Below are 21,488 nucleotides of genomic sequence, written 5' to 3' on the forward strand. Positions count from 1 at the left end.
TTTGATCAGCAGTTTTGGTTCTCAAGGCTGTCTTGTTCCAACTGAAAATAACCGGGAAAAATTTAATCCGGATAAATATAAAGGTATTGGAAGAGTTGTTATCTCCGCCTTTACATCGTGCAACTGCTGATGCCAGCGAGTTGAAAAAACCTCTTAAGAGCTTCCTGGAGTATTGGGAAGAGAGAAGAGATGCTAAAGCTGTTTCCGTAAAATTACCCAGTAAAGATGATATGGATCCCTTAGATCTCAGGGGGTTGCTGAATAAAGTTATGCTTTTTGAGGTTCTTGACGGCGGGAAAGATTTTAAAATTAGAATTTGTGGTCAAGAAGTCCGGGAAACCTTGACCGTTCCTGTTAAGGGGGAGCTTCTAAGTGATCTGGAAAAACAAGGCGTTGTCGTTGCGGATATGGACGCATTCCAATTCGTTATTTCGAGCTGTGAACCTTTGTGTGAAATTAATCGTTCCATGGCCGCAGTGGGTCGTCCACATGTAAATTTTCAATCCGTTGTTGTTCCGCTTTCAACGGACGGTACTTCTGTTGATTTCTTGATGGGTGCTTACGTATACGGGGAAAACTGATTGGAAAGTTTCTTTATCTATAAACGAAACCAGTCCCCCAAGAACAAGTACGCAAAACCCTTCATTTATAATATGCCATCGGGAAACAAGTCACATTGAGTTGATAGGCTGGTGTCTTCCTTTCGGTTATAAAAAACGTATGCTGAAAACTCTTCTATGATAAAGAGGCAGCTTTAATGAAAGATGGCTTGGAAAGCTTGCTAAAGGAAGTGCGAGAGTGTCGCCATTGTGACAAGGACCTCCCTCTGGGACCGCGTCCTGTTGTTCAGATTTCTCCAAGGGCAAAAATCCTGATTATTGGGCAGGCACCTGGCACAAAGGTACATGAAACGGGTATTCCGTGGAACGATCCCTCTGGCGATCGTTTACGCGAATGGATGGGGATTGAGAAAGATATTTTTTATGACCCGGAAAAAATTGCGATTATGCCAATGGGTTTTTGTTACCCCGGTAGGCTTGATAAAGGGGGCGATGCACCCCCACGCCTAGAATGTGCCCCCTTGTGGCATAATAAACTGCTGGGCACATTACCAAATTTAAGTATTACGCTATTGGTTGGGCAGTACGCGCAAAAATATTATCTGGGCAAGAAAAAGAAAAAAACACTAACCGAAACAGTTAAAGCCTGGGAAGAATATCAACCAGATTATTTTGTCACGCCGCATCCAAGTTGGCGTTCAGCTATGTGGTTGAAGAAAAACCCGTGGTTTGACAGCGATGTGCTACCTATACTCCGCAACCGGGTGCAGAAACTTATTTGAGAGTTTTTAAGGTAGCTTTCTTTAAGAAAGGCTGACGGTTCTGCTTTCCATCTTGTCCATATCATCTTCTGACATGCCAAAATAGTGTCCGATCTCATGGATCAAGACATGACGGACAACCTGGTTCAGGTCTTCGCCATTTTCACACCAAAAATCGAGGATAGGGCGACGGAAAAGAAAAACAGTATCCTTTTCTTCGTTCAATTCTCTGCTTTGCTGTGTCATGGATCGGCGGTCGACACCTTGATAGAGACCCAAAATCTCGAAAGGTGTTTCGCAGTCCATAGCTTCCATCATGTATTCTGAGGGAAAATCCTGAACTTCTATCTTCAATTGACTGGCGACATCTCTGAGCTCATCAGGCATATGCGCATAGGCTTCACGCGCCAGAGATTCTATATCACTGATCTCTGGGGGAGTCGTAAAACGTTCTATGTTATGAAGCTGGCCCATTTTTTCTATCCAGTTAACCGAGGACGGCAATAGGCATAGATTCAAAGGCGCTGTCAATCTTAAAGTCCAGTCGGCTGACCTTAGGAAAAACCAAGATCCTTTTTGCACAATCACCGTTCATCTATAAAACCATTCTATGCTATTGTTAAAAAAAGAACAAATTTCAGAAAAACAGGATCATCAATTATGCCGGAACGCAAAATTCCCACAAAGCTGTCTGATAGCGAACGAACGAACCTTCTTCAGGAATTGGAGGGATGGACTCTGGAAAGTGACCGGGATGCTATTCGCAAGGTTTTTACTTTTAAAACCTTTAATCAGGCTTGGGGCTTTATGAACCGCGTCGCCCTTGTTGCTGAAAAAATGGGGCACCATCCTGAATGGTTCAATGTTTATAACAAGGTGGATATTGTTCTGACGACACATGATTGCGATGGCCTGTCCGCCTTGGATGTTGAGCTAGCCAAAAAAATGAACCTTTTTGCGTCTAAAGTTTAAGTAACTTATGGAAGGGCAAAGGGGTTGTAATCGTCCCTTTACTCTCTCATCTTTGGGATATGAGATTTATTCAACTTCGCAAACCAGATCCCGAGGACGCAGAGCCAGCTCTGCTGAGCGCGGATGAGAAAGTTGTTAAAAAAGGCTTTTTGAGGAAGTTAAAAAAGGTCGCTTTAAAAATAACTTTTTCAGAAAAGCTTCTGGCAGCATATTTTTGTGCGACTGATCGCAAGACCCCATTAAAAGCGAAAGCGATATTGATGGCTGCGTTGGCTTATTTTGTGGTGCCTGCCGATTTAATTCCTGATTTTATTATCGCTTTTGGTTTCACAGATGATATCTCGGTTCTTATTACAGCAATAAATTCAGTGAAGAAACATATAACGGAAGAACATGCTGAGAAAGCGCAAGCTTGGCTTGATGTGAACGATTAATAGCCTCTTGGTTGATGCTCTTACCGAGTTTTTGTGTGATTTTAGGTATTTTCTAATTCTTTTAGCATACAGTAGTATTACAAACTGAGAATACTCAGGGAAAAAGGTATGATTAAAAGGTTGTTATTCTGTTGGCTCGTTTCTTTTTTTATGATTGGAAATGTGAGCGCGACAGAATTTTATACAGAGGACTTTCCTCCTTATAATTATCTGGAAAATGATGAACTAAAGGGGATTGGGCCAAAAATTATCAAAGAGTTGGCGCGCGAAGTCGGAGAAGAGCCCAAGATAACGGTTCTTCCCTGGGCGAGGGCCTATAAGTATGCGCAGGAAATGCCAGATGTTGGTATTTTTTCGATCGTCAGGACGCCGAAGAGAGAAGATGTTTTTCAATGGGTTGGTCCAATTTATACCGTTCGTATTGGACTTTATACTGTTAAAGAAAACATGAGCCTTTATCAGGGGACGAACGAAGAGAACCTGGAGCAGGCGCGCAGGGTCGGTGACATTGCTGTTCAACTGGGCGGCGCTGGTGAAGAGCTATTGACGACCCTAAAGTTTCAAAATTTGAACAAGATTGTGAATATTAACAAGGCTTTGTTCTTATTACTAAAGGGACGATACGATTTGTTGGAAACATCAGATGCTTACATGGCCTATATGGCAAAGGAAGAGGGTGTTTCTGTGGACGTTGTAAGTGAAGCTGCTTTTATCGGGCAATATGATATGTATCTGGCTTTTTCCAAAAGCACACCGCTTACAACGGTCCAGAAGTGGCAAAATGCACTGGATCGGATCCAGAAAAGACAAACGGCGCAAAACCCAAGCTAATTATAGATCGTTTTATCTCTTTATAACGTGCCTCGAGGAGCATTACTTGCAGGTTTGACGGTATTGCGGCTTGATAGTTGCGCGTCAGCTTTTTTACGAATACTTGCTTCACGTTGTGCGATATAGATTGCTGAAGTTGCGATAATACCCCCACCGATCCAGGTCCATATGTCTGGAATTTCTCCAAATGCCAGGAAAGCCATAAAGGCCATAAAGGGGAGGCGGGCATAATCAAAAGGCATAACGGCAGAGGCATCAGCAATTGAAAGTGCCTTGGTAATCAGCAAATTGCTGAGAGCACCGAGAACCCCCAGCCCAATAACGGCATACCAGATATCGGTACTTGGCCATTCCCAAACAAAAACAGCAGGCAGAAATGATAAAAGAGTCATAAAAATAGTTGTGTAGAAAACAGTGACACTGGAAGAGTCTGTTTTGGTAAGAGTTTTAACAAGCATGACTGATCCGGCCATTAATAATGCGGCTAAAACCGGTAAAAATAATAAGGGGCTGAAGTCTCCAAACCCGGGCCGTACAATGACGAGAACGCCAACAAAGCCCATAATTGTCGCGCCCCAGCGACGAAGTTTAACATCTTCTTTAAGAATAAGAGCCGCACCAATTGTTGCGAAAAGAGGAACTGTAAAGTTTAAGGCCACGGCCTGTGCCATTGGAAGCCAGCTTACAGAGGCAAACCATACAAGCATCGCAGAAATGCCAACAACGGAACGCAAAAAATGTAATTTAAGGTGCTTTGTTTTAAGCTCTTTGAACCCAATCTTATGCATCCAGGGAAGCATAAAAATAAAGGCAAAGAAGTTGCGGAAAAAAGTGACTTCGAACAGGGGTAACTCTTCTGCGGCAATGCGGACGAGTAAATTCATAACCGAAAAGCCGAAGGTCGCAAGAACGACCAAAAGAGCACCTTGTAAAGGCGCGGGTATATTTTTGAAGCGGGACATAAATTCAGATGCCTTGGCGGCTAGAGAAGACCTAAAGCCTACTGCACCCAAAAGAGCTTGTCATGTTTTAAGTGAATAATTTCAATTATCTTCGTACCTTAGAAGCAGGTGGTTCAAATCATTGAACACAGTGTAAAACTCTTTGAATTGCTGCAGAAATTTATCCCATTCCAATCGTGTATCCAGTTCTTTTAGCTCTGTAAAAATCTCGGATAGGCTCTTTTTACCATTACATCGTTTTGCAATTGCAGCAGACAGACGCGGTAATGGAAGATTGAGCGGAATACCGTCCAGATTACTTTTAAGCGAGGAAGTTTTCTTCAGGCTTTCGGCAATAACATCAGGCTGCATTTCGCGGAAGACAGGGATTACTTTTTCTGCTTGCGATAGATCAGCAATGGTATTTTTCTGGTGAGACAGATAGAACACGTGAAGCTTTATGTTACTGGCAAGTTTTTCAGCGACAGCGGCTTGTTCTATCGGTGCTAATGCCTTGGCATGTTGAAGAAGTTTAGCGTCTTTTACATAAGTATCAATTTTGTAGCGAATTGGTTCAACAAAAGCTGCGAGCTCCAACCCTGATGACGCGACAAGATCGGCAACCTGAGGAACGGTGTAAGCTCTGTCACAGCTGTGTAAAAGAAGATCGACAAGCTCTGCATCACTTGCTTTGTGATCAATGACAAAGGAGTTGCGATTAAAGCTGTTGGTTGGAGGAAGCTTTTCCAAAAGGCGGCGGGCCAGTTTTACTTTTTCGGCTAAACCAGAACAATCTTTGCTGAGGCTGCGGAGAAGATCCTGCATTGGATATACGCCTTCACGACCGTATTCCCCATAAACCATTATCCCCATGCCACCGTCTTCTTTGAGAACAGAAGTTAAGGCCTGCAAGCCCTGTTCAGGTGAAGTGAGGTGGTGCAGGACACCACAGCAATCTATGTAGTCAAACGGCTCTAGGCCAAGACTTGGTAAATCGAGTAATGATCCGCTCAGGAAGGTTATGTTGTTTAAGCCGCGTTCTTTTGCTCTGGCTTCAACAATGGTGCGTGATGCCGAAGAGAGATCAAGATAGGTAACCTGTCCCGCTTGACCTTTTCCATCTTCTGATGCATCGGCAAGCTGTTGCGCCAGCATAATGGTTGCATCACCTGTACCGCCACCGGCAACCAAAGCCCTAAAAGGCTTGGAGAAGTCTCGTTTACCAGCAAAAAGATAGTGATTGAGTTCTGCGAGATTGCTTGGGGAGCCTGTAATCAAGCGTTTCTGTTCATCCGCGGGATTTCTGGACGGATAAGGATAGGCTTCGTATTGATCTTGTACTTCGGGTTGAACGGTCATCTTGGCCAAGCCGATTCCTCTGGAAGGTTTCTGGGGGGCTGATTTATAAATGGTGGCTGTTGTATGCTATTCACTGAAAGAAATCTCCCCTCTTAAGGGAAATAATTTAAGAGAGGAGGCATTGTTTATTTAGAAGCGAACGCTCTGCGCTGCGCGAACCTGACCCACCTGTATGCCGGCACGATTAAACAAAGGAGGTTCTAATACGTCCTTCATTGCCTGTGCGGTTGCATCGTCGATGACCTTCAGATGCCTTAAAATCATACCTATAACGGTCTCGGCTGAACGCGTAACACCGTCATCCGCTTTTAGAGCGATGCCGAGACCAAGCTCTGGAATAATGCCGGTGTAAACGCCTTCGGCGCCGGTTTTGATCAAAGCACGTCCCTTTGTTGCTTCGACGATTTTTGTGCAAAATCTATCTGAACCGGCAATCATAAAGGGTTCTGCTGCAATGGCTTTGTTTATTCGCAGGCAAGCTTCTTGGCGGGCTTCTGGCTGATCTGAAGGATCTGCAAAGCGGGCCATTGCCAGTGCAATATTGGCAAGGGGGGCACCAATAACTGGTATACCGCACCCATCTACGCCGCGGGGCGCATCGCCCAGATCCATGCCACACATGGTTTCCATTGCGCCAAGGATGCGTTGTTGCAGTGGGTGCTCATACTTTACATAGCCTTTGAGATCGTAGCCCAATTGCTTACAGACTGTCAGAAAGCCTGTGTGTTTGCCTGAACAGTTATTATGCAGGGTTGATTCGGAACCACCACTTTTCAAGAGATCGACCATTGAGGGAATATGGTAGGGAAGGTGAGATCCGCATTCCAGATCGTCCTCGGTGCAGCCAATTTTGGCCAACCACTTTTTGACGGTTTCAACGTGTTCTGGTTGTCCATCGTGACTGGCACAGGCAATAGATATTTCTGCATCGGTCAGATTGAAAGCATCCGCGGCTCCACTTTCAATAAGTGGAAGGGCTTGCATGCATTTAATGGCCGAACGTCCATAAGTAACTTTTTCGTAGTCACCGCCAGATAAAACAACCTTTCCGTCTGTATCGACAACCGCATAAGACGCACGATGGATGCTTTCGACCATATTTCCCCGGGTCACTTCGACCATAATCGGGTTATTTTGACTCTCATTTGAGGATGAGCTGTTGTTTTTTGTTAAATCCGACACTAGAAAACTCTTATGTTAAGAATATGAGGCTCAATTCAGAAGCACTCTGAACTGAGGGGCTCAACCACCCACTGTTTTTTGCGCTGGCATTATAGGCGCAAAATAATGAAGATTAACAGGCTTAAGAAGGACCTGAATTAAGACTATGGCAGAGAGAACCATGAGAGGATTTTTTGGCATGGGGGTCGAGGGCGGCAGCAAACCCATGAATCTGGGGAATCTGCTTCGGTCGGCGCATAGCTTTGGGGCAAGTTTCTTTTTTACTGTTGCACCACATTATGATGCAAAACAGGTTAAGCAATCTGATACTTCGGATGCGGCAAAGACTTTACCGCTCTATAATTTTGACTCTGTTGAAGAAATGGTACTGCCAAAGGGTGTGCAGTTGGTTGGTGTTGAGCTTACAGACGAATCAATTGAGCTACCAAGTTTTCGCCATCCTACGCAGGCAGCATATGTACTGGGACCTGAAAAGGGATCGTTGTCGCCGGAAATGCAAGAGCGCTGTGACTTTATTGTGAAAATTCCGATGAAGTTCTGTGTGAACGTTGGTGTTGCGGGCGCAATTGTGCTTTATGACAGATTGATTTCCATGGGGAGGTTCCCGGGGCGTCCCGTTAATCCACGGGCCGAGGCTGTTCCTTTGCCCAAACATGTTCAAGGTGGCCAGATCATTCGAACAAAAAAAGAGTAACAGTCTGGACGAAATTAAAAGACCTGCCTTAGAATTACCTATTTTATGGTTTAGTGGTGAGAATTAAGAAATATTACCGCGCAGAGTATTAGTATAACTGGGAAGATAATGAGTAAGCTATTGTCGATGAAATCCGCCATTCCTATGGCTCTTATGGTATCTGTATCCTTCGGCCTGTCCGCGTTGACTGCGACGACAAGCTCTGCCCAGGGAATTAAAGCTATTGGACAGCACAAGGACTGGACTTCTTACAGCTATACCGAAAATGGTCATAAAGTCTGTTTTATGAACTCGGTTCCCAAAAAAGCTGAAGGTAAGTACAAGAAGCGCGGCGATATCTATCTGGTTGTATCCCACAGGGCTGGCGAAAAACGCTGGGATGAGATTTCCATTCAGGCTGGTTACAGCTATCGCCCGGATTCTCAGGCAACTCTCAGTGTTGGTAAAAACAGCTATAAATTCTTTACCGCTGGTGACAGTGCCTGGGCCTATAATCAAGAAGATGACCAGAAGGTTATCAACGCGATGATCAAAGGATCCAAGCTTATTGTACGTGGTGTTTCTGGCCGTGGCACAAAAACCAAAGATACCTATTCTTTAAGTGGTTTTTCAGCAGCTTACCGCGCCATTAATCAGGCATGCGGTAAAAAATAGTATCTGCGATACCCTCTGTGTGACTATTCTTACTGGAATAAAATAGTCACTACAGGATTGATAAGGTTTTTTCGAATACCTTCATATCTTCGGGTTCTTTGGGCACTTTTAACCAATGTAAGCGGCTGTTATGCAGTTACTGCAGGGCGAATCCGCTTGAACCCGGCAGTGACTCGCTTTATTTAAGCCTCAATCGCAGATAAAATATCTGCCATAAGGATTGATGAGCTATGACCACAGCACCGAAAATCACAGAAGACACAGCAGAAAGTAATGCTCAAGCGCAAGATAAGAGTGCGCAAGACAGCAATGCTGGCTCTAGAGGACATGCGAAAGCTTTTGCGCCGCCTGCGTCGCATTCAGTTGATGGTCGTAAGATTCTGGTCGGGCTGTCCCGTGAAGAGCTGGAAGCCGAAGTTCTCAGCCTTGGTGAAGCGAAGTTTCGTGCGAAACAACTGTGGCAGTGGATTTATAATCGCGGCGCAGCGTCTTTTGAAGAGATGACATCCCTGGGTAAACCCTTTCGGGAAAAGCTGGAAGCTGGATATGTCGTGGGGCGTCCTGAGATTGTAGAAGATCTGATCTCTGTTGATGGAACGCGCAAATGGCTCCTTCGTTTTCCGGATGGAAATGAAGTTGAGACTGTTTTTATTCCCGAAGATGATCGTGGCACACTCTGTGTTTCATCACAGGTTGGCTGTACGCTGACCTGTAAGTTCTGTCACACAGGTACACAACCACTTGTTCGTAATCTGTCCCCCAATGAGATTGTGTCCCAGATTATTCACGCCAGAGACGCCATGGAAGAATGGCCGAGCTCTGCGCCCGGCCGTAGGGTGACAAACATCGTGATGATGGGGATGGGGGAACCGCTTTATAACTATGAGAATGTTAAGGCAGCTTTGAATATTGTCATGGATGGGGAAGGTCTGACTATCTCCAGACGGCGTATTACGCTTTCGACATCTGGTGTTGTGCCTGAAATTCGGCGCTGTGGCGTGGATCTGGGGGTGAATCTTGCGATTTCTCTTCATGCCGTAGATGACGAGACCAGAAGCAAGATCATGCCGATCAATAATAAGTATCCCTTAAAAGAGCTGTTGGATGCTTGCCGTGAATATCCGGGTGTCAGTAATTCCCGCCGCATTACCTTTGAGTATGTCATGCTCAAGGATGTGAATGATTCCATGGAAGATGCGAAGAAGCTGCTTCAGCTTCTAAAAGGTATTCCGGCCAAAATTAATTTGATTCCTTTCAACCCATGGCCGGGATCATTTTTCGAATGTTCTTCGAATAATCAAATTCGCCGTTTTTCGAATTACCTTTTTGAAAAAGGTGTGTCGGCACCGATCCGTACCACACGGGGCGAAGACATTCTTGCGGCCTGTGGTCAGCTAAAGTCTGAATCCGAAAGAAAGCGTAAAACAAAAAAGCCCTGCGCCGCGGAATAGCAAAATTAAAGAAAAGGTTCGTTTGTGCGGACCTTTTTTCATGAGAGGCTAAAGCTAAAATTATCCCTGTTTTTGCATGATCATATTAAAGCCAAGAGGCGGTTTGGCTTCTTGGTGCTCCAGATCCATACAGAAATTTGAAATATCCCGATCAATTTCCCGGATGTAGTTTAAACTCATATCCAGATTGATCCCCGCCATCAGAATGTCATCCATCTTGTGTTGGAAGCTGTAGCTGGGACTTGATTCGTATTCGACGTGCCCGAAGTAATCCAGGCCGTCGGTATCTTTCCAGGGGTCTTGTTTGAAATATGAATAAAGTGGCCTGGATACGCCCTGATTATCAGCCTCATACATCAGTAGGACAGGGTGCATTTCTTCGGCTACGTAATATCCGCCAGGTTTAATCAAGCTGTGGATGACCTTGAAAAATGCAGAGAGGTCTGGCATCCAACTCATAACGCCAACGGTTGTTAGGACAATATCGAACTGTTCAGAATACTGATCTGGAATGTCGTAGACATCACTGACAAGTAATTCCATTCTGTCTTGATAGTGTGCTGCTGTGATCAGTTCGGTTCCCTGCTCGATAAAGGCTGAAGCGGCATCAACACCCAAACCAGAACCAGCCCCCATCTTCAGAACAGACAGTAAATCTTTGGCATTGTTACAGCATATTTGAGCCACCCGCTTTCCCTTGAGATCCAAGCGGTTCAAAGTTTCTCTGAGTTCGGGTTCCAAAGCGTTGAAATCAGGTCGTGTGACGTCCTGTAACAGCGTTCGCTGATTTTTCTCTTCATGCCGTGGTGCAGCTTCATTCCAGGAAACACGGTTCGCTTCGGTATAAAATTTGCGATCTTGCATTGGTTTTGGTCTTTATTCTTTGGGCATAATTTAAATATGTGTCGTGATAATGCTGTCACAGCATGGCCGGTTGCAAGACTAAATAGCTTAACAATCCGAAAGCGGTGTCAGCACACGCTTTGCTTCTGAAACCAGTGCTTTGGTTAGGCCCTTCATCATGTCGGTGTGTAAGTTCCAGATATGCCAATAAAGCGGAACCGGAATTTTATGATCAGGGTCTATCGGGACCAAATCACCGCTGTCTATGTAAGGCTGCCCTTGTTGATTGGGAATAAGGCCATAGGCAAAGCCTTTGAGCAAAGCATCAACAAAGCCGTCACAGGCCGGGATAAGGTGGTGTGGGAAGTCTGTTATGCCGAACTTTTGTTCCAGATAGCGATGTTGCAGAGGGTCCTTGCGATTGAAGACAGCAACAGGGGTGTTTGCTGCATTGTCTTTATTCAGGCCCTTTGGTGCATAGTGTTTTACAAACTCTGGTGAAGCCAGAGGCTGGTAGATCATCTGCCCCAAGGGGATACAGCGGCATCCCTGAACAGCGAGGGGGCTACCGCTGATGCAGCCAAGAACTTCGCCAGTTCGTAAAAGGTGATGGGTCTGTTCCTGATCATCAACTTTGAGCTCCAACAATATTTTATTTGTTGCAGTAAACTCTTTAACCGCACCAAAAAACCATGTGCCGATGGAGTCTGCATTTAAGCCGATGGTGAGACTGGTAAAGCCTTCGCTATTCTGGTTTTTGAGATCTTCATCCAACTCATTTTCAAGCAGGCTTACTTGTTTATAGTGTTTAAGTAAGCGCTGGCCAGAGGTTGTTGCTGTTAGCGGGGTGCCCCGAACCACGAGAGTTTGCCCAAGACTGTCTTCGAGCTGTCGTAACCTCTGTGAGACTGCGGATTGCGTAATAAACAGTTTCTGGGCGGCTTTTTCAAAACTACCTTCTTCCAAAATGGCGTTGAGCGTAGCGAGTTGTCGATAATCAAACATAAATTAGTTCTGCTAATATTCATATGGTTTCATAAGATTTATTGTAAGCTGCTTTTTGCGTGCTGAAAAGGTGTGTCGAATAACGACAAAAGCCAGACAAGTTCTGCCAATTATTGTGTTGTGGGTGGCGAGGAAGGTATTTGTCGATCATAGTATGAACACTCATACTATTTTTCCCCTCAAGGCTTATCTGGAGAGGTCGTTATGTCAGAAATACAGCTGATTATTGCCAACAAAAACTATTCATCCTGGTCTTTACGTCCCTGGATTGCTCTGAAGGTGAAAGGAATTGAGTTTGAAGAGGTTTTTTCTCAATTTGATGAAGCTACCGGACACAAGCATTTTGCAGAGTTTTCTCCAACCAAAAAAGTGCCTGTTCTAAAAGATGGAGAGCTAACTGTTTGGGAATCTTTGGCGATACTTGAATATCTCGCAGAGAAGTTTCCTGATGCGGGGTTGTGGCCTGCTAAACAATCTGACCGTGCGATAGCCCGATGTATTGCCAATGAGATGCATGGTGGATTTATGTCTCTAAGAGCAGAGTGTCCCATGAATATGCGTCGCAAGGAAGAAGCGATCAATGTTTCTGAAGGCGTCCATAAAGATATCGGGCGTATTGTTGATATCTGGCGCGATTGTTTGGAAAAGTCAGGTGGCCCTTTTCTTTTTGGTGAGTTCTGTAATGCCGATGCAATGTTTGCTCCGGTTGTGAACCGCATAGCCAAGTATCAGTTAAGTGATGATCCCGTTGTTAAACGCTATTCTTTGGCAATGACAGCGCTCCCCGCTTGGCAGGAATGGGAAAAGGCAGGAATGGCTGAGCCCTGGGTTGTGCAGGAAGATGAAGCGTAATTAGAAATATTTATGTAGTATAAATATTATTAGCATTACTTGTTTCGTGTGATTGCTTAAATTAAAGCCACTGAGATCAGCACTCAGTGGCTTTAATTGATTTAGCAGGAATGGGATAATGTTCGGGATTGTTGCACCCTTTTTAAAAGGAATGGGCATTGGTGCCGGGTTGATTATCGCGATCGGGGCACAGAATGCTTATGTTCTCACCCAGGGACTTCGCCGTAATAATCAATATCTTATTGCCTCTCTCTGCAGCCTTATTGATGCGTTACTGATAACTATTGGTGTCGCTGGTATGGGGGTGCTGATCACATCAACCCCCTTGCTCCTGGATTTTGCTGTCTGGGGTGGTGCTCTTTTTCTTTTTGTATATGGGGTGAAAGCCTTCAGATCAGCTTTAAATCCTGATGTTCTGACTGCTGAGCAGGATCGGGGACCTGATACTCTTATCAAAGCGGTGCTAACGACTCTGGCTGTTAGCTTGCTTAACCCGCATATCTATCTGGATACGGTGATCCTGTTGGGATCTATTGGCGGGCAATATCCAGTGGAGACCAGAATATGGTTTGGATTGGGGGCTGTTGTCTCATCTTTTGTCTGGTTTTTCTCGCTCAGCTTGGGTGCGCAATGGTTGGCTCCCTTGTTCAAGCGGCCGATTGCATGGCGTATTCTTGACAGTTTTATCGGCATCGTCATGTGGGCAATTGCACTGTCATTGGTAATACAAGCTCTGTCATAGGATAGGAAAAAGCCCCAAGCAAAAAAGATGCTTGGGGCTAGATTTGATCATGATGTTACTGTCCGCGAACCGAATTGAGAAATTGATCCACATTTTCTGTTAACAGAGAGCTTTCTTCATCAATCTTCTGGACGCCATCGATGACCTGTCCCATGGATTGATTAGTCTGGTTCAAAGCTGTTGAAACCTCTTGCACGCGTTCTGCAATGACCGAACAGTTATTTGCAGATTGATTAACCGTCTGACTGATTTCTCGCGTCGCACCGCCTTGTTCTTCAACAGCGGTGGAAATTCCGCCGGCGATATCATTGATTTCTTTAATGACGTTATCAATTTGTTCTGCCGCATCGCCAGCGCTGCTAATTTCGCTTTGAATGTTACCAATCAGAGAGCGAATATCTTCTGTTGCGGATGTCGTCTGGTTTGAGAGGTTCTTTACCTCGGCAGCAACAACAGCAAATCCTTTGCCAGCTTCGCCAGCGCGTGCCGCTTCGATGGTTGCATTCAAGGCAAGAAGGTTTGTTTGCTCGGCAATGCCACTGATCATGCTGATAACATTTTCGATCTCTTGTGATCCTTCATTAAGGCGTGAAATGTTACCGTTCATTGTTGCAGCACGTTCAACCGCACTGTTTGAACAATCGGTTGATTTGTTCACCAGATTGGAAATTTCAGAAATTGATGCCGAGAGTTCTTCGGTCGCTGCGGCAACAGTGGAAATATCATTAGACATGGCTTCACTTGCGCCACTGATTTCCTGTGCTTCTTTTTGCGAGCCTTCAGCAAGGCTTTGCATTTCTTTAGCTTGATCACGCATTACAGTGACATTGCTGGAAAGAATGCCAATGGATGAGCCGACAGAGGCGTCAAAATCATTTGCCATCTTTTCCGCGTTAAGGCGCTTTTCTTCCTCTATGCGTGCCTGGCTGAGTTCTTGCTCTTGCTTTAGAGCTTCTGCTTCTCTTGAAACATTACGTAGTTCTGCCAGAGCAAAACCCATTTTGCTGATTTCATCATTACCATTGCGCATTATGCGTGTGGTGAGATCCCCATCAGCAATCTTTTCCATGGCCTGTACAAGCCCCATCAAACGTCTTAGCAACGAGCGCACGACATATAGCCAACCAATTAGCACGGATACAATTAAAGCTGCGGCAGCAAGGGCAATCATAATGATTTCAGTTTGCTGTGATGAGGCCTTGTTTTCCTTTGCTGTGGCAGCAATTCCAGATTCAGTATTATTAACCAGTTCGCTTATCTGACCTGACAGGTTTTCTGCGATTGCTCTGGTTTCTTCCATAATTGTATTGCTTTTGTTTTGCGCAGTTAGTTCTGCTTTACGAAGAGCAAAGATATTGTCTTGTAGATCGCCTTTACTGCCAAGAGTGAGCAGGCTTTGGAATAGCTCGGAAAGCTTATCAACTTTTTGAGTTTGGGCGAGTTTTGAAAGCGGTGTCGCCATGGACCCTAAAGATGTCAGGAAGAGTTGTTCTATTTGTTCAATATCTTGCAAGCTATTGGTTTGTCCGCCTTCTGCAAGAAGGCCGATAAGTAGATTGGTTGATCCTTTAAAATCCAGAAGGCCTTGTTGCAGTTGGAAAAGCTGGAGTGGTTCGCCTTCACCATCAATAACACCAAGCCTGACTTTTATTAAATGTGGTGAAACTTCTTTGGCAACAAGAGCACGGAAGGAAGAGAGTTCTTTGCCGAGTTCTTCTCGACGTAGTGCATAAGCCTGTTTTTCATTCCCGAGCTCGCGAAGCTCATCAATTTTTGGACCAATGTCGCCGAGGCTTTTTTGGATATTGTTAAGGGTTTCAGGGCTAACATTTAATTCGCCTAAACTGGAAAGGTAGCCTTGTGCAGACAGAATAGAGCTCTGTAATTCTAAAAATCTTTGATCTCTTTGTGCTGTGTCTGCCGCTGATTCCAAAAGAGGTGCTGTTGCAGCCAATCTGGATATCTCTTCTGAAAGTTTAAGAGCGGCAGTGATGGCTGGAACAGTTTCTTCTGTCAGGGCTTCCTGAGTTGCGGAGAGTTTTGTTAAGTTGTACCAGCTGATGAAGCTCACCAAAATTGTCATGGCAGCAACAACACCGAATGAGAGTATCAGGCGTTTACCAATACCAAATTTTATGTGTGGTGCTTTCTCTGTGGTTTGAGCGGTGTCAGTTCTCTCTTGAGTGTTTTGTTCGGTATCGTCACCCTCAGTTGTGAGATCATCGGTCAAGTCTGGATCAGGTATGTTGTTTATTTGATCTTCCCTTCCGTCCTCTTCATGGGAATTTTTAGTAGTCGGGACGTCCATACTTCTTACTCCTTAACCGCACAATCTTCGCATTTATTGAATTCTGGCCAGAAGCTTAAAGGGCAAAAGGTAAATAATTTGTCACGATGGTTAAAATTTTTGATTTTCTTGCAAATTAATAAAATAATTGTTTAAAAACAAATAATTATTATCATTGTATTTTTTATCGTATTTATTAAAGAATTTCTTTCTTACGCTTTCTTTAAGAAAGGATTCTTGATGTATCCCCCCTGGGAGGATAATATAAAAGGCAAGCCTATCATTCTGTAAGACCTTTATTATGCTCACTGTTCTAAACAACAAGACTTACCGAAATTTGTTTGCCGCTCAGATTTTGTCTCTTATGGGCAGCGGACTAACAACGGTGGCGCTTGGTCTTCTTGCCTATGATTTGGCGGGGGCAAATGCCGGAGCTGTTTTAGGGACTGCGCTGGCACTTAAAATGGTTGCCTATGTTGGGATTGCTCCCGTTGTTGGCGCATTTGCGGATAGAATACCGCGTAAAAGCTTTTTAGTAACGTTGGATTTATGTCGGGCAGGGATGGTATTGTTTTTGCCGTTTGTGACTGAAGTCTGGCAAATCTATCTATTGGTTTTTTTGTTTCAGTCATTCTCTGCCGCCTTTACGCCGACTTTTCAGGCGACGATACCTGATGTTTTGCCGGAAGAGCGCGATTTTACAAAAGCTCTTTCGCTTTCACGTCTGGCTTATGATCTCGAAGCTTTATTGAGCCCACTTTTTGCCGGGTTGTTGTTATCGATTATGAGCTTTCATTGGTTGTTCATGGGAACAATCATTGGTTTCCTGGCTTCTGCTTTTCTTGTTGTCTCTGTTGTTTTGCCAAAAGTTGAGGCAACGGAAGAAGAAAGAAACTTCTTCAGGAAAGTATCTCGGGGGACAAGAATTTATCTTGCGACACCTCGATTACGGGGCTTGCTTGCCTTGAGTTTTGCTGTTTCAGCAGCTGGTGTCATGGTCATTGTAAATACCATTGTTTATGTGCGTGAAGTCCTTGGCGGCAGTGAAAGTGATGTCGCCGTGTTTCTTGGTGCAGCAGGCCTGGGGTCGATGTGTGTGGCCTTGAGCTTGCGGAAAATACTCGATGAGTTTGAGCCGAGATCCATTATGCTTTTGGGGGCCGTGGTCTTGCTAGCCACCCTTATTGTGGGCTCTTTGGAACTGACCTATAGCCTTGCTTTGATTGTTTGGTGTTTGATCGGGGCTGGGACTTCCCTGATCCAAACGCCGGGTGGTTTGTTATTAAAACGTTCTGCTCATAAGCAGGATCTCCCCGCATTATTTGCCAGCCACTTTGCCTTGTCGCATGCCTGTTGGCTTATTACCTATCCGGCAGCGGGCTGGTTGGGCTTATATTTTGGACTATCAGAAACGTTCCTTGTCAGTGCTGCAGGTGTTTTGGGTGGTTTGATCGGTGCAATTGCCCTTTGGCCGGCAAAGGATAGTGCTGTGTTAACTCATGTGCATCCTGAAGTGTCTCATTTACATCTGCATACACATGATGAACATCATCAACACGACCATGAGGGATGGGAAGGCCCGGAACCACATCGTCACCCCCATTATCATCCCAGACAGATACATAAGCATGCCTTTGTAATTGATAGTCATCATGAACTTTGGCCAAATAGAAATTAAACCCTAAGGTAATAGGTTTTTGCGGAATACTTTAAGGTTATTTTGTTTCGGATAATCTTGTTAGAGGAAGTGTTCTTGAATATTTGTGTTGACATAAGATAAAATATCGATATATTTCGATATATGGATTATGATAAAATAGAAAAAATAGTTGCCGCGCTGAATAACCCAGTCAGACGCAATATTCTTTTTTGGCTTAAAGATAGGTCAAACTTTCCGCCTGCGTTGCCAGAGCATAGTGATCTGGAAGGTGTATGTGTTGGCTACATTCAAGAGAAGGCCGGATTATCACAATCTACGATTTCAAGCTATATGAATCTGTTAAAGCAGGCCGGGCTTGTGATTTCTGAACGTCATGGGCAGTGGACTTTTTTCCGTCGTGATGAAAAGAGTATCCAAGCATTTTTAGGCGCAATTGGGAAAGAGCTTTCCTAGTGTGATTTTATCGTAAGGTTCCAATCTGGTGTGTTGAGTTTAAGTATAAATATCGAGAAATTTAGATATTCAGAAAAAAGGGTTGAAATGATTGCAAATTCTTTAAAACTGCCAAGCGGTGCAGTATTGCCCAATCGAATTGTAAAATCAGCGATGTCAGAGGCTTTGGGAGATGACTTCAATAATCCGTCTGATGGTTTGATCAATATATTTCATCGGTGGGGGAAAGGAGGGGCTGGTCTTTTGATCACCGGGAACACACCAATTGACCGTTGGCATCTGGAACACGCTGGAAATGTTGTTTTGGACCACCATACTGATATCAATCGTATGAAAAAGTTAACCTCAGCGGCTAAAAGTGGTGGCGCTTATATTCTGGCACAGCTGGCTCATGCTGGTCGGCAAACACCTGACACCATAAATGCGCATCCAATTTCAATGTCGAATATTCGATTAGATCTCCCTGGATATGGAGAGCCGAGAGCTGCAACAGATACTGACCTTGAAACAGTAATCACACAATTTACTGAATCTGCATGGCTTGCGAAAGAAGCCGGGTTTGATGGTGTGGAAATTCATGCTGCTCATGGTTATCTGTTGAGCTCATCCCTATCGCCCAGAATTAATACACGTGATGATCATTGGGGAGGATCGCTGGAAAACCGTGCTAGACTTTTGCTTTCTGTTATCCGGTCCGTTCGTGCGCGAGTTGGGCAGCAGTTTATTGTTGCTGTTAAGCTCAATTCTTCTGATTTTCAAAAAGGCGGGTTCAGTCACGAAGATAGCATTGAAGTTACTAAAATGCTTCAGGGCGAAGGTATCGATTTTCTTGAGATATCAGGTGGAAATTTTGAAACACCAGTCTCTTACCAACATACTTCAAGGCAAGAGAGTACAATTGCTAGAGAGGCTTATTTTTTGGAATACGCCCGTGATATCAAAAAATCACTTAATATTCCTATCATGGTAACAGGTGGGTTTCGATCACGTGCAGTAATGGATAATGCGTTATCTAGTGGGGCGACGGATCTGATAGGGATGGGGCGTCCGTTCATTATTGATCCTGAATTTCCTGAAAAACTATTAAAGGGATTAATCGATATGGCACCAGCTATGGAACGAGATTTTCCTCCGGCAGGAAAATTGCCCCGAGGTGCTGTCTTGAATTGGTTCTGCCATCAGTTGTCGCTTCATGGAACTGTTGGTGATTCAAATCTTGCGTTGCCTATTGTTGATGGTCATGAACGTTATCTTGTTGATATGCAGAATTTAACTAAGAGAGTTCTTAAGGCGCGGGGGAAATAGCATTTTTTGAACTCGTGTGTTGTAAATACTGAGAAGGCTAATCAAGCATCAGCAAAGCACTGACATTCGCTCAAGCTAACGTCACAGAACTGTGACGCGCTGTGTTTTTACCCCGTAATGATCTCTGCTTACCTTGAGAGTGTTCGAAGGTCGCGAGGATATTATGGTCTTTATTTCTACACGAAGGGTTTTTGCCCTACTGTTGTCTATGTTCCTCTGTGTGTTGCCACTGCACCTTCAGGCTCAGAGTGTTCAACATTCCCCTCTTCTTGTTGAACAGAGCCTGCAGGTTGTGGTGGGTAGTCGTGAAGATCGGGATAAAAATCTTGCGATTTTCGAACAACGAGGGAAGACAGATGTCGTTCCTGCTTTGATACAAGCGCTTCGTTTTCAACCCAATAGCACTCAACTTAGATCTACACTGGTTTCCTTGACGGGGCAGCCGGATCAGAGTTGGGGCGATTGGATGCTTTGGCAGGAAGAACACCCCGAGATTAAGCCCTTTGACGGCTTTGATGTATTCAAGGCCCTTGTGACCCAACTGATCGATCCGAATTTTGCAGATTTTCTTTATCCGGGCGTACGTCATTCTATTCGTTTAGAGGAAATAGCATGGGGTGGTGTACATAAGGACGGTATTCCGTCGCTGGATAATCCAGGAATGATTCCCGCGACAAAAGCCGACTATATGCGCAATGATGATCTGGTATTTGGCATTTCCATTAATGGTGATACCAGAGCTTATCCGTTACGCATTATGAACTGGCATGAAATGTTCAATGATGTCATTGGGGGAGTTCCCGTTGCCTTGGCTTACTGTACACTTTGTGGGTCGGGTATTTTGTACGAAACCGATCTTGGAGACGGAAAAGAACCGATGATTTTTGGGTCATCTGGTTTTCTTTATCGTTCAAACAAGCTTATGTTTGACAGGCGAACACATTCTCTGTGGAACCAGTTTACCGGGCGTCCCGTTGTCGGAACTTTAACGGGAACAGATCTGGAGCTTAAAACCCGGCCCGTGACCATTACAAGCTGGGAACAATGGAAAGCTCATCATCCAAAAACAACAGTTCTGGATATAGATACAGGTTATCGAAGAGACTATGGATCCGGTGTGGCTTACAGAGAGTATTTTGCCTCACCGGAGCTCATGTTTCCGGCTTTGGTAGATCAAAGTGAAAATGCGGCAAAATCCTATGTTTTTGTTCTTCGTTTACAAGGCAAAGAGCAGGCTTGGCCGCTCTCGAAATTTCGCGATGGCCACGTTATTCAGGATAACTTTGGTGGGCAAAAGGTTATCTTGATCGGGAATGGGAAGACCAGAACGGTTCGGGCCTACGCCGGGAATGGAGAAGCTTTTTCTCTGTCTGGAAAAGCAGATTATCTTGAAGGCGATAGCGGCAGTTGGGAGATTACGGAGGATGCACTGGTTTCTGACGATGGTCATAAACTGAAACGCTTGCCGGGACATATTTCTTACTGGTTTGCCTGGAACAATTATAGCCAGTCCGGGGCCTTTGCCGATTAGTGTTCGACCTTGTCGGATCTTTTGAAGTGCAAGGCAACATGATCAACAAAGGCCTTCACCCGCGGAGCAAGGTGCCGTCGATGTGGATAGATCACATAGGCGCTCCTGTCATAAGCTTCAAATCCCTCAAGGACACGCACAAGGCGACCTGCGGTAAGATCTTCTTTGACTGTAGAAATTAAACACATACCAATACCGTGACCTTCTAAGGTCATTTTCCTTATTGGTTGTGCGGCGTTTACACGTGCACGGGGTTTGATGGTTAGCGCCGTCTTTTTTCCATCGACAATAAAGTCCAATTGATTTGTCGGACTTATGGTTGATCCAAGAATACAATCGTGATCGATTAACTGATTAGGGTGTGTTGGTGTTCCCCGTTCTTTTAGATAATCAGGGGTCGCACAAAGCAGATATTTGTATTTAGCGAGGTGTCGGGCAATTAAGCTGCTATCGTTGAGAGCACCCAATCTTACCGCGACATCAATCCCTTCTTGAATGATATCTACGGTTCTTTCTTCCAGCCTTAAATCCATAGTAACTTCGGGGTGAAGTTTCATGAAATCATTGGCACAATCGACAACGATTTCTTCACCCAGGACTCTGGGAGCAGTAACACGAAGATGTCCCTTTATGGTATCGGTTTGCTCGCTTACGAGATCATGCAATTCATCGGTTTGTTCGATGATTAACAGGCATCGATCATAATAGGCTTGTCCGATTTCTGTGACGCTTACTTTACGTGTTGTGCGGTTAAGCAGACGTGCTTCTATTTTTTCTTCGAGCCTTTTTACATGCTTGCTGGCAAGCATTGTTGAAATACCCAGCTTTTTTGAAGCTGCAGTGAAACTACCGTGTTCCACGACTGCGGCGAAAACACGCATACTCTCAAGTGTATCCATAATTATATCTATTTTGTTTATAATTATGTTCATTATGTATGGATAGTAAATGGATATCTAGTGAATTATCTT

General features: G+C 44.6%; 22 protein-coding genes. 14 read left to right on the forward strand and 8 right to left on the reverse strand.

The window, feature by feature from the left end; all coding sequences use genetic code 11:
- Positions 1 to 32 precede the first annotated feature (32 nt).
- Positions 33 to 581 carry a PAS domain-containing protein gene (locus tag BKB51_RS13960; protein ID WP_158090237.1) on the forward strand — a complete coding sequence of 183 codons (549 nt, stop codon included), beginning with the start codon at positions 33 to 35 and terminating at the stop codon, positions 579 to 581.
- 176 nt (positions 582 to 757) lie between these two features.
- Positions 758 to 1,342, forward strand: coding sequence for a uracil-DNA glycosylase family protein (locus BKB51_RS13965; protein ID WP_085901706.1), 585 nt, complete (start codon positions 758 to 760; stop codon positions 1,340 to 1,342).
- Positions 1,343 to 1,363: 21 nt separating this feature from the next.
- Here BKB51_RS13965 and BKB51_RS13970 read toward each other — a convergent pair whose 3' ends face one another.
- On the reverse strand, positions 1,364 to 1,795 hold the full coding sequence (locus BKB51_RS13970; protein WP_085901707.1) for a metallopeptidase family protein: 432 nt from the start codon (positions 1,793 to 1,795) through the stop codon (positions 1,364 to 1,366).
- 186 nt (positions 1,796 to 1,981) lie between these two features.
- Here BKB51_RS13970 and BKB51_RS13975 point away from each other — a divergent pair, with 186 nt between their 5' ends.
- The 3 genes from BKB51_RS13975 (at position 1,982) to BKB51_RS13985 (ending at position 3,558) form a co-directional block, all read left to right on the forward strand.
- Positions 1,982 to 2,293, forward strand: coding sequence for a 4a-hydroxytetrahydrobiopterin dehydratase (locus BKB51_RS13975; protein WP_085901708.1), 312 nt, complete (start codon positions 1,982 to 1,984; stop codon positions 2,291 to 2,293).
- A 59-nt stretch (positions 2,294 to 2,352) separates the two neighbouring features.
- A complete protein-coding gene (locus BKB51_RS13980) occupies positions 2,353 to 2,727 on the forward strand; it encodes a YkvA family protein (RefSeq protein ID WP_085901709.1) in 375 nt (124 codons plus the stop codon).
- A gap of 162 nt (positions 2,728 to 2,889) precedes the next feature.
- Positions 2,890 to 3,558, forward strand: a complete 669-nt coding sequence (locus BKB51_RS13985) for a substrate-binding periplasmic protein (protein WP_218044040.1) — start codon at positions 2,890 to 2,892, stop codon at positions 3,556 to 3,558.
- Between the two features lie 20 nt (positions 3,559 to 3,578).
- On the opposite strand, the gene BKB51_RS13990 is transcribed toward BKB51_RS13985, so the two are convergent.
- The 3 genes from BKB51_RS13990 to BKB51_RS14000 all read right to left on the reverse strand — a co-directional run bounded on the left by BKB51_RS13990 (position 3,579) and on the right by BKB51_RS14000 (position 7,040).
- Positions 3,579 to 4,520, reverse strand: coding sequence for a DMT family transporter (locus BKB51_RS13990; protein ID WP_085901711.1), 942 nt, complete (start codon positions 4,518 to 4,520; stop codon positions 3,579 to 3,581).
- Positions 4,521 to 4,601: 81 nt separating this feature from the next.
- The gene (locus BKB51_RS13995; RefSeq protein ID WP_218044041.1) at positions 4,602 to 5,858 is read right to left on the reverse strand and encodes a class I SAM-dependent methyltransferase; all 1,257 of its coding nucleotides are present in this window, start codon (positions 5,856 to 5,858) and stop codon (positions 4,602 to 4,604) included.
- Positions 5,859 to 5,987: 129 nt separating this feature from the next.
- Complete coding sequence (locus tag BKB51_RS14000; protein ID WP_245813282.1) at positions 5,988 to 7,040, reverse strand: asparaginase; 1,053 nt, start codon at positions 7,038 to 7,040, stop codon at positions 5,988 to 5,990.
- 160 nt (positions 7,041 to 7,200) lie between these two features.
- Here BKB51_RS14000 and BKB51_RS14005 point away from each other — a divergent pair, with 160 nt between their 5' ends.
- The 3 genes from BKB51_RS14005 (at position 7,201) to rlmN (ending at position 9,839) form a co-directional block, all read left to right on the forward strand.
- Entirely contained in the window at positions 7,201 to 7,734 is a 534-nt protein-coding gene (locus BKB51_RS14005) for an RNA methyltransferase (RefSeq protein WP_085901713.1), read from the forward strand.
- Between the two features lie 108 nt (positions 7,735 to 7,842).
- On the forward strand, positions 7,843 to 8,388 hold the full coding sequence (locus BKB51_RS14010; RefSeq protein WP_125911846.1) for an invasion associated locus B family protein: 546 nt from the start codon (positions 7,843 to 7,845) through the stop codon (positions 8,386 to 8,388).
- 230 nt (positions 8,389 to 8,618) lie between these two features.
- On the forward strand, positions 8,619 to 9,839 hold the full coding sequence (rlmN, locus tag BKB51_RS14015; RefSeq protein ID WP_085901715.1) for a dual-specificity RNA methyltransferase RlmN: 1,221 nt from the start codon (positions 8,619 to 8,621) through the stop codon (positions 9,837 to 9,839).
- A 60-nt stretch (positions 9,840 to 9,899) separates the two neighbouring features.
- On the opposite strand, the gene BKB51_RS14020 is transcribed toward rlmN, so the two are convergent.
- Complete coding sequence (locus BKB51_RS14020) at positions 9,900 to 10,703, reverse strand: class I SAM-dependent methyltransferase (RefSeq protein ID WP_085901716.1); 804 nt, start codon at positions 10,701 to 10,703, stop codon at positions 9,900 to 9,902.
- Between the two features lie 87 nt (positions 10,704 to 10,790).
- Positions 10,791 to 11,687, reverse strand: a complete 897-nt coding sequence (locus BKB51_RS14025) for a LysR family transcriptional regulator ArgP (protein ID WP_085901717.1) — start codon at positions 11,685 to 11,687, stop codon at positions 10,791 to 10,793.
- A gap of 204 nt (positions 11,688 to 11,891) precedes the next feature.
- Here BKB51_RS14025 and BKB51_RS14030 point away from each other — a divergent pair, with 204 nt between their 5' ends.
- Together BKB51_RS14030 and BKB51_RS14035 are read left to right on the forward strand one after the other, a co-directional pair.
- On the forward strand, positions 11,892 to 12,539 hold the full coding sequence (locus BKB51_RS14030; protein WP_085901718.1) for a glutathione S-transferase family protein: 648 nt from the start codon (positions 11,892 to 11,894) through the stop codon (positions 12,537 to 12,539).
- A 118-nt stretch (positions 12,540 to 12,657) separates the two neighbouring features.
- Positions 12,658 to 13,281 carry a LysE/ArgO family amino acid transporter gene (locus BKB51_RS14035; RefSeq protein WP_085901719.1) on the forward strand — a complete coding sequence of 208 codons (624 nt, stop codon included), beginning with the start codon at positions 12,658 to 12,660 and terminating at the stop codon, positions 13,279 to 13,281.
- A 55-nt stretch (positions 13,282 to 13,336) separates the two neighbouring features.
- On the opposite strand, the gene BKB51_RS14040 is transcribed toward BKB51_RS14035, so the two are convergent.
- Entirely contained in the window at positions 13,337 to 15,589 is a 2,253-nt protein-coding gene (locus BKB51_RS14040; RefSeq protein WP_085901720.1) for a methyl-accepting chemotaxis protein, read from the reverse strand.
- A gap of 280 nt (positions 15,590 to 15,869) precedes the next feature.
- On the opposite strand from BKB51_RS14040, the gene BKB51_RS14050 reads away from it, so the two are divergent.
- From BKB51_RS14050 to BKB51_RS14065, 4 genes are all read left to right on the forward strand, one after another.
- Positions 15,870 to 17,246, forward strand: coding sequence for an MFS transporter (locus BKB51_RS14050; protein WP_085901722.1), 1,377 nt, complete (start codon positions 15,870 to 15,872; stop codon positions 17,244 to 17,246).
- A 123-nt stretch (positions 17,247 to 17,369) separates the two neighbouring features.
- Positions 17,370 to 17,681 carry an ArsR/SmtB family transcription factor gene (locus tag BKB51_RS14055; protein ID WP_085901723.1) on the forward strand — a complete coding sequence of 104 codons (312 nt, stop codon included), beginning with the start codon at positions 17,370 to 17,372 and terminating at the stop codon, positions 17,679 to 17,681.
- Positions 17,682 to 17,768: 87 nt separating this feature from the next.
- Positions 17,769 to 18,986: an NADH:flavin oxidoreductase/NADH oxidase family protein gene (locus BKB51_RS14060; RefSeq protein WP_085901724.1), complete on the forward strand. Its 1,218-nt coding sequence runs from the start codon at positions 17,769 to 17,771 to the stop codon at positions 18,984 to 18,986.
- Between the two features lie 163 nt (positions 18,987 to 19,149).
- Positions 19,150 to 20,517 (forward strand): DUF3179 domain-containing protein, encoded by a 1,368-nt coding sequence (locus BKB51_RS14065; RefSeq protein WP_085901725.1) that lies wholly within the window; start codon positions 19,150 to 19,152, stop codon positions 20,515 to 20,517.
- Here BKB51_RS14065 and BKB51_RS14070 read toward each other — a convergent pair.
- Positions 20,514 to 21,416: a LysR family transcriptional regulator gene (locus BKB51_RS14070; RefSeq protein WP_158090238.1), complete on the reverse strand. Its 903-nt coding sequence runs from the start codon at positions 21,414 to 21,416 to the stop codon at positions 20,514 to 20,516. The two genes, BKB51_RS14065 and BKB51_RS14070, sit on opposite strands and share 4 nt — an antisense overlap.
- Positions 21,417 to 21,488: the final 72 nt, after the last annotated feature.

Source organism: Kiloniella majae (assembly GCF_002118315.1).
GTDB classification, from domain to species: Bacteria; Pseudomonadota; Alphaproteobacteria; order Kiloniellales; family Kiloniellaceae; genus Kiloniella; species Kiloniella majae.